The sequence below is a fragment of the Corallococcus sp. 4LFB genome (assembly GCF_046520365.1).
GTDB classification, from domain to species: domain Bacteria; phylum Myxococcota; class Myxococcia; order Myxococcales; family Myxococcaceae; genus Corallococcus; species Corallococcus caeni.
In genome coordinates this window covers 1-7,185 of sequence record NZ_JBKGHJ010000431.1, presented here as the reverse complement: position 1 = coordinate 7,185, position 7,185 = coordinate 1, and the positions used below count along the sequence as shown (strand labels likewise).

Annotated in this window: 8 protein-coding genes and 2 pseudogenes; 8 read left to right on the top strand and 2 right to left on the bottom strand. The window is 71.1% G+C overall.

Annotated elements, in window-relative coordinates; genetic code table 11:
- Positions 1–76: 76 nt before the first annotated feature.
- Positions 77–469 (bottom strand): hypothetical protein, encoded by a 393-nt coding sequence (locus ACLEQD_RS33020; RefSeq protein ID WP_410389489.1) that lies wholly within the window; start codon positions 467–469, stop codon positions 77–79.
- Positions 470–888: 419 nt separating this feature from the next.
- On the opposite strand from ACLEQD_RS33020, the pseudogene ACLEQD_RS33015 reads away from it, so the two are divergent.
- The 3 genes and pseudogenes from ACLEQD_RS33015 to rsmA form a co-directional block, all read left to right on the top strand.
- Positions 889–1,107: pseudogene (locus ACLEQD_RS33015) on the top strand (tetratricopeptide repeat protein); the annotation flags it as partial.
- A 105-nt stretch (positions 1,108–1,212) separates the two neighbouring features.
- Positions 1,213–2,259: a tRNA (adenosine(37)-N6)-threonylcarbamoyltransferase complex transferase subunit TsaD gene (tsaD, locus tag ACLEQD_RS33010; protein ID WP_410389491.1), complete on the top strand. Its 1,047-nt coding sequence runs from the start codon at positions 1,213–1,215 to the stop codon at positions 2,257–2,259.
- Positions 2,260–2,269: 10 nt separating this feature from the next.
- On the top strand, positions 2,270–3,148 hold the full coding sequence (gene rsmA / locus ACLEQD_RS33005; RefSeq protein WP_410389487.1) for a 16S rRNA (adenine(1518)-N(6)/adenine(1519)-N(6))-dimethyltransferase RsmA: 879 nt from the start codon (positions 2,270–2,272) through the stop codon (positions 3,146–3,148).
- Positions 3,149–3,156: 8 nt separating this feature from the next.
- On the opposite strand, the gene ACLEQD_RS33000 is transcribed toward rsmA, so the two are convergent.
- A complete protein-coding gene (locus tag ACLEQD_RS33000) occupies positions 3,157–3,444 on the bottom strand; it encodes a hypothetical protein (protein WP_410389485.1) in 288 nt (95 codons plus the stop codon).
- A gap of 179 nt (positions 3,445–3,623) precedes the next feature.
- On the opposite strand from ACLEQD_RS33000, the gene ACLEQD_RS32995 reads away from it, so the two are divergent.
- The 5 genes and pseudogenes from ACLEQD_RS32995 to ACLEQD_RS32975 all read left to right on the top strand — a co-directional run.
- A complete protein-coding gene (locus ACLEQD_RS32995; protein ID WP_171417131.1) occupies positions 3,624–4,265 on the top strand; it encodes a deoxynucleoside kinase in 642 nt (213 codons plus the stop codon).
- Between the two features lie 173 nt (positions 4,266–4,438).
- Positions 4,439–5,347, top strand: coding sequence for a 3-methyl-2-oxobutanoate hydroxymethyltransferase (panB, locus tag ACLEQD_RS32990; protein ID WP_410389483.1), 909 nt, complete (start codon positions 4,439–4,441; stop codon positions 5,345–5,347).
- A gap of 2 nt (positions 5,348–5,349) precedes the next feature.
- Entirely contained in the window at positions 5,350–6,204 is an 855-nt protein-coding gene (gene panC, locus ACLEQD_RS32985; protein WP_410389481.1) for a pantoate--beta-alanine ligase, read from the top strand.
- A 17-nt stretch (positions 6,205–6,221) separates the two neighbouring features.
- Positions 6,222–6,707, top strand: coding sequence for an SsrA-binding protein SmpB (gene smpB / locus ACLEQD_RS32980; protein ID WP_014398822.1), 486 nt, complete (start codon positions 6,222–6,224; stop codon positions 6,705–6,707).
- A 35-nt stretch (positions 6,708–6,742) separates the two neighbouring features.
- A pseudogene (locus tag ACLEQD_RS32975) lies at positions 6,743–7,185 on the top strand (stringent starvation protein B); the annotation flags it as partial.

Below are 7,185 nucleotides of genomic sequence, written 5' to 3'. Positions count from 1 at the left end.
CGCTGGCGCCCGTGCCGCCGCCCACGCCGGCCCCGCCGTCGTCGGAGGTGACGCTGGTCAGTGGGACGGAGCCCCATCAGGACGAAGTGCCGGTGGAGGAGGCCACGCCGCCGCAGCTGGCGCTGCCCCCGTACCCGGGCCACGGCATCGTGCCGCCCCAGGTGGCCCCGGTGGCGCTCAACGTCGAGTACCCCGCGACGACGCCCTTCGATGCGCAGCCGGCTTCCAGCGCGCCGGTGGAGCTCGCCGCGCAGGACGTGCCCGCGTCCGAGGCGTACTTCACGGAGCCCGAGCCCACCGCGTCCGCGACGCCTGGAGCGAGCGCTTCGGCGCCTCCCGCTCCCGGCGCGAACACGGCGGCCCCTGTCGCGTCCACGAACAGCACCGCCTCCACGAAGCCTGCATCCACGAAGTCCGCGCACGACGAGGACGACGCGGCGCTGATCGCCGCGATGAAGCCCAAGCGCACGGGCCTCTACGTCGCGGGCGGCCTGCTGCTGGTGGCGGCCGTCGCGGCGGTGGTGATCTCCAAGGGCTCGGGCAGCTCCGAAACGCCCAAGCCGCCCGAACCGAAGGTGACGCAGCCCGCTCCGCCCGTGGAAGCGCCCAAGCCGCCGGAGACCACGCCTCCGCCGGAAGTCGCGCCGCCGCCCGTGAAGACCGTGGACGCGCGGACCGACGCGGGGCCACCCGCCGAAGACCGTCACCGCCACGGCCCCGGAGGACGCGGGCGCGCCGGTGAAGACCGCCACGCCGGAGCCCGCCGCCGTCCCCGACGCGGGCCTCGCGGTCGCCGCGACGCCCAAGCCTCCGCCGGAAGTCGCGCCGCCGCCCGTGGTGCAGGCGAAGGTCACCTACGCGGACTTCATCAAGGACGGCCGCGCGGCGATGTCCCGCAAGAAATTCCAGTCGGCCGTGGTCGCGTACCGCAAGGCGCTCGCGCTGGACACCGACTCCATCGAGGCGAAGACGGGCCTGGGCATCTCGCTGGCCAACAACAGCAGCACCAGCGAGTCCGGCTACCGCGAAGCGGCCAGGCTGCTCCAGGACGTCGTCAAGGCGGAGCCCAAGAACGCGAAGGCCTGGTTCTGGCTGGGCAGCTCGCTCCAGTTCTCCGGCGATCAAAGCCGAGCGGCCGAGGCCTATAAGAAGTATCTGTTCCTCGAACCGACGGGGAGCTCGGCGGAGGACGTGCGCGCACTGCTCAAGGGGATGGCAGCTAGGCGGCCCGTCCGCCTCCCCGTCCTTGCTGGAGTCGTCGTGCTCGTCCTGGGACTCGAAACCTCGTGCGATGAAACCGCCGCCGCCGTCGTGGAGGACGGGCGGCGCGTCCTGTCGGACGTCGTCTCCACGCAGGTGGACATCCACCGCCGCTGGGGCGGCGTCGTGCCGGAGCTGGCCAGCCGCAACCACATCGTCCAGGTGATGCCCGTCGTCCACGAGGCCCTCACCCGCGCGGACAAGACGCTGGACGACATCGACCTGCTCGCCGTCACGTCCGGCCCCGGCCTCATCGGCGCGCTGCTCGTGGGGCTCCAGGTGGCCAAGGGGCTGAGCCTCGCCACCGGCAAGCCCTTCGTGGGCGCCAACCACCTGGAAGGGCACCTGCTGGCCATCCGCCTCCTGGAGGACGCGCCCGCGCCGCCGTTCCTGGGGCTCGTCGTCTCCGGCGGCCACACCAGCCTCTACGAGGTGCGCGACTACGGGAACTACCGCCTCGTCGGCCGCACGCGCGACGACGCCGCGGGCGAGGCCTACGACAAGACGGCGCGCATCCTCGGCCTGCCGTACCCGGGCGGGCAGCCCATCGACGAGCTGGCGCAGAAGGGGAACCCGGAGGCCATCCGCTTCCCGCGCGCGCTGCCGGGCGACAACCTGGACGTGTCCTTCTCCGGGCTGAAGACGTCGGTGCTCCACCACGTGCAGAAGCACGGCGTGCCGGAGGGCCAGGCGCTCCACGACCTGTGCGCGTCGTTCCAGGAGGCGGTGGCGGACGTGCTGTCCAAGAAGCTCGTCGCCGCGGCGAAGAAGCTGGGCCACACGCAGTTGGTGCTGTGCGGCGGCGTGGCGGCGAACTCCCGGCTGCGCGCGCTGTGCAAGCAGCGAGCGGAGGAGCGGGGCCTGCGGATGTTCCTGCCGCCGGTGAGGCTGTGCACGGACAATGGCGCGATGATCGCCGTCGCGGGGTATGAAGCGTGGCGCCGCGGCTTGCGCGGTGACTTCCGCCTCGCGGCCGACCCCGCCTGGCGCATGGAGTAGGGGCCTGACAGTGGATTCTCCGCGCGACATCCTCAAGCGCCACGGCCTGCGGGCCAAGCACAGCTGGGGACAGAACTTCCTCGGAGACCCGGACGCGCTCCAGTCCATCGCGGACGCGCTCGCGCTGCGCGAGGGCGAGCCCGTGGTGGAATTGGGCCCGGGCCTGGGCCACCTCACGCGCTTCCTCGCCGCCACCGGCGCGCAGGTCACCGCCGTGGAGCGCGACCGCGACATGGTGGCGGTGCTGGAGAAGGAGGCCATCCCCGGCGTACGCGTGGTGCCCGGCAACGCCGCCACGGTGGACTTCGCCCAGGTGGCCGGCGCGCCCGAAATCGCGCTCGTGGGCAACCTGCCGTACCACCTCACCAGCCCCATCCTCTTCCAGGTGCTCGCGCAGCGCGCCCACATCTCGCGCGCCGTCTTCACCCTCCAGAAAGAAGTGGTCGTGCGGCTGGCCGCGGAGCCCGGCAACCGCGACTACGGCCTGCTGACGGTGCTGCTCGGCCTGCACTTCGACGTGGAGCAGGTGCTCACGCTGGAGGCGTGGCGCTTCCATCCGCCCCCGAAGGTGGACTCCGCCGTGCTGCGCCTCACGCGGCTCAAGCAGCCCCGCGCGCCGCTGGTGGACGAGGCCCGCTTCACGCGGCTGGTGAAGGCCGGCTTCGCGCAGCGCCGCAAGACGCTGATCAACTCGCTCAAGTCCGACAAGGGCCTGGCGAAGCCGGAGGCGATGCTGGCCGCGCTCCAGACGGCGGGCATCGACCCGGGCCGCCGCGCGGAGACGCTCTCCCCGGAGGAGTTCGCCGCCATCGAGCGCGCCCTGGGCCCCGTCACCGCCATGGCGCCGCCGCCCCCGGACGCGCCGGAAGAGGACGGCTCAGAAGAGTAGGGGAGACGTCAGCGCTTCTGGCCCAGCGCGGCCAGGAGCCCACCCTGCTGGGCGAGGAACGCGCGGAACTCGTCCTCGTTGATGCGCAGGCGCGCGAGCACGCCGCTGAGCACGTCGTCCACGGAGCCCTCCGGCCGGCGCTTCAGCTCGAAGGCCGTCTTGAGCAGGGCCACGCCATAGAGTGGATCCACGTCCACGGGAGGTGCGGGCGGGGCCGTGGCCGTACGGGCGGCGGGCGCCGCTTCCGTGGGCTCCACCAGGTCCACCACCGTCTTCACCCGCTGCCTGCCGCGCATCTGTGGCCCGCTGCTCCGCTGCTTGCGTGTTCGCGGGCACCGTAGGGGATGACCTCGGAGGGCGCAAGGGTGGGGTGGCCCGGCGAAAATTGCCGGATGCGCGGGGGCATGGTTGTGTTATCCGCCCCCCGCGCGCATGTGTCACATGCGTGGATTCCGGGGGCGGAGGCCTCGGGCCGATGGACCACCGCTACATCGTCGTCGAAGGCCCCATCGGCGTGGGCAAGACGAGCCTCACCCACCTGCTCACGGAGCGCCTGGGCAGCCGCCGCATCCTGGAGGTCGTGGAGGAGAACCCCTTCCTCTCCAGCTTCTACGGGGACCGGCAGAAGTTCGCGTTCCAGACGCAGGTGTTCTTCCTGCTGTCGCGTTTCCGTCAGCAGCAGGAGCTCTTCCAGCAGGACCTGTTCCGCGCCGTCACCGTGAGTGACTACCTGTTCGCGAAGGACCGCATCTTCGCCAACCTCACGCTGGCCTCGGACGAGCTGGCCCTCTACGACCGCGTCTTCGAGGCGCTGGGGCCCCGCGTCCCGCAACCCGACCTGGTCATCTACCTCCAGGCCCAGCTGGACGTGCTGCTGCATCGCATCAAGAAGCGCGGCCGCGAGTTCGAGCGGAAGTTCGACGCGGGCTACCTGGAGGCGCTCACGCACGCGTACAACGACTTCTTCGCGCACTACCAGGACACGCCGCTGCTGGTGGTGAACACGTCGGACATCGACTTCGTGCACAACGAGCAGGACCGCGAGGACCTGATGCAGGCCATCGCGTCCGCGAAGTCCGGCGTGCAGCACTACACCCCCCGGTCCCGCCGGGGCTGACAGCCGCCGCCCGGCTGGTTGCCTGGGGTGGTGCGGTGATCCCCCCACGCGGCCTTTGAGGGCGTTAGAGTGCATCCCCGTGGAACCCCGGCCTCCGGCGATCCCCCTGGGGACGGCGAGGGGCCTGACGTTCCACGCGGCTGTCCCACCCGTCTTGCCACAGGAGGTGAACCGTGAAGGACAAGGTCACCATCCACACGCTGAAGCGCCTGAAGCAGTCCGGTCAGAAGATCTGCATGGTCACCGCGTACGACGCGACGTTCGCGCGCATCCTCGACGAGGGAGGCGCGGACGTGCTCCTGGTCGGTGACTCGCTGGGCATGGTCATCCAGGGCCAGGACTCCACGCTGCCCGTCACCATGGACCAGATGGTCTACCACTGCGCGGCGGTGAGCCGCGGCGCGAAGCGGGCGCACGTGGTGGGCGACCTGCCGTTCATGAGCTACCAGGTGTCGCCGCAGGAGGCGGTGCGCAACGCCGGGCGGCTCGTGTCCGAAGGCAACGTGGGCAGCGTGAAGCTGGAGGGCGGCGCCGAGTTCGCCGACACCGTGCGCGCCATCGTCCGCGCCAGCATCCCCGTCATGGGCCACCTGGGGCTGACGCCGCAGTCCGTGCACAAGATGGGCGGCTACGTGGTGCAGGGCCGCGACGAGGACGCCGCGCGCCGCATGCTGGAGGACGCGCTCGCGCTGGAGGCCGCGGGGGCCTACGCGCTGGTGCTGGAGGGCGTGCCGCTGGAGCTGGCGCGCACCATCACCCAGAGCCTGAAGATTCCCACCATCGGCATCGGCGCGGGCAAGCACTGTGATGGCCAGGTGCTGGTCTGCTACGACCTCTTGGGCATGAACCCGGACTTCAAGCCGAAGTTCGTCAAGCGCTTCGCCAACCTGCACGGGAACATCACGGAGGCCGCGAACACGTACTTCACCGAGGTGCGCGCGGGCACCTTCCCGGACGAGGACCACAGCTTCAAGGCCACCAAGGGCATCCGGCTGGTGACGCCCACGCCCGTCGTCCCCGAAGCGGAAGGCGCTGGCGAGGCCGTGGAGAAGGTCGGCGGCATCTACGGGGCTCCGGTCTAGCCATGGCCCCCCACGTCCTGCGCACCGTTGCGGAAGTGAAGGCCTGGGTCGCGTCCCTCCAGAAGGAGGGAAGGTCCCTGGCGCTCGTGCCCACCATGGGCTTCCTGCATGAGGGGCACGTCTCGCTCATGCGGGAGGGCGGCCGGCGCGCGGACGTGGTGGCGGCTTCCATCTTCGTGAACCCCACGCAGTTCGGTCCCCGCGAGGACCTGGCGCGCTACCCGCGCGACTTCGAGGGGGACCTGGCGAAGTGCGCGAGCGCGGGCGTCACGGCCGTGTTCGCCCCCGAGCCCGCGGCGATGTACCCCCCGGGCTACCAGACCTCCGTGGAGGTCACGGAGGTGAGCCAGGGGCTGTGCGGCGAGCGGCGTCCCGGCCACTTCCGGGGCGTCGCCACCATCGTCACGCAGCTCCTGGCGCTGTTCCGCCCGGCCGTGGCGCTGTTCGGGGAGAAGGACTACCAGCAGCTCCAGGTCATCAAGACGCTCAACCGCGACCTGCACCTGGGCGCGGACATCGTGGGCATGCCCACCCTCCGCGAACCGGACGGGCTGGCCATGAGCAGCCGCAACGCCTACCTGTCCGCGGAGGAGCGCCGCCGGGCGCTCGCCCTGTCGAAGGGCATCCGGGCGGCCCAGGCCCTGCTCGCCTCCGGCACCCGGGACACGGGAGCGCTCGTGGAGGCTGCCCGCCGTGAATTGCAGGCGGCGGACCTCCGGGAGGACTACGTGGAGGTGCGGGACGCCGGGACGCTCTCACCCCTGGTGACGGTGGCGCCCGGACAGACGGCGCGCATGCTGGTGGCGGCCTTCTCGGGCACCACTCGGCTCATCGACAACATGCCGCTGGCCGGTTAGGAGACCCGGGACACGTTATGGCCGCTGGAAAGTCGAAGGGTGTGGGTGCGGAGCCGGGGGTGAAGCTCATTGCCGAGAACCGGCGTGCGCGCTTCGACTACACGGTGGACGAGAAGATAGAGGCCGGGCTGGAGCTCACGGGGAGCGAGGTGAAGTCGTTGCGTGAAGGAACGGCCAACCTGTCGGACGCCTACGCGCTCCAGAAGGGCACGGAGCTGTTCCTGCTCAACGCCCACATCGGCTCCTACAAGGCGGCCAGTGTCTTCGACCACCTGCCCACGCGGGGCCGGAAGCTGCTGATGCACCGCGCGGAGATCGACCGGTGGACGGCCAAGGTGCGCGAGCGCGGTTACTCCATCATCCCGCTCGTGCTGTACTTCAGGAAGGGGCGGGCCAAGGTGGAGCTGGGCCTGTGCCGCGGCAAGACGCACGAAGACCGCCGCCACGACATCAAGGAACGGGAGACGAAGCGGGAGATGGACCGGGAAGTGCGCCGTCGTTGAGGGCGCGCCCGCAATTCCCCGCTGGACAGGCTGGAATGGACAAGAAGGTTTCCGACAAGAAGGAGCGGCTGCTGGCCGCGCTCGACCAGGGGATGGTGATGATCCACCTGGACGCGCGCCGCCCCGGCGTGCTCGTCCCCGCCAGCCTCCGAGGCGAAGCACACCTGCGGCTCAACCTCTCCTACCGCTTCGAGCCACCCGACCTCACGGTGGGGGAGTGGGGCGTGCGCTCCACGCTGAGCTTCTCCGGTTCGCGCTTCACGGTGGCGGTGCCCTGGTCGGCGTTGTTCGCCATCGCCAGCCACGTGACGAAGGAGTTCTGGATGTACCCGGAGGAGATGCCGCCGGAGCTGCTCCAGCAGCCCCCGGTGGCGTCGGCCTCGTCGCGCGTCCGCCGCCGCCCACGCCCGTGCCCGTCGCCGCCGAAAGGCCCCGCGCCTTCCTGCGCGAGGTGCAGGCCGAGCGCACCGACGAGCCG

Coding starts and splice junctions, on each gene's coding strand:
- tsaD (WP_410389491.1), top strand. CDS start 1,213: ATGGCAGCTAGGCGGCCCGTCCGCCTCCCCGTCCTTGCTGGAGTCGTC.
- ACLEQD_RS33000 (WP_410389485.1), bottom strand. CDS start 3,444: ATGCGCGGCAGGCAGCGGGTGAAGACGGTGGTGGACCTGGTGGAGCCC.
- ACLEQD_RS32995 (WP_171417131.1), top strand. CDS start 3,624: ATGGACCACCGCTACATCGTCGTCGAAGGCCCCATCGGCGTGGGCAAG.
- panC (WP_410389481.1), top strand. CDS start 5,350: ATGGCCCCCCACGTCCTGCGCACCGTTGCGGAAGTGAAGGCCTGGGTC.
- smpB (WP_014398822.1), top strand. CDS start 6,222: ATGGCCGCTGGAAAGTCGAAGGGTGTGGGTGCGGAGCCGGGGGTGAAG.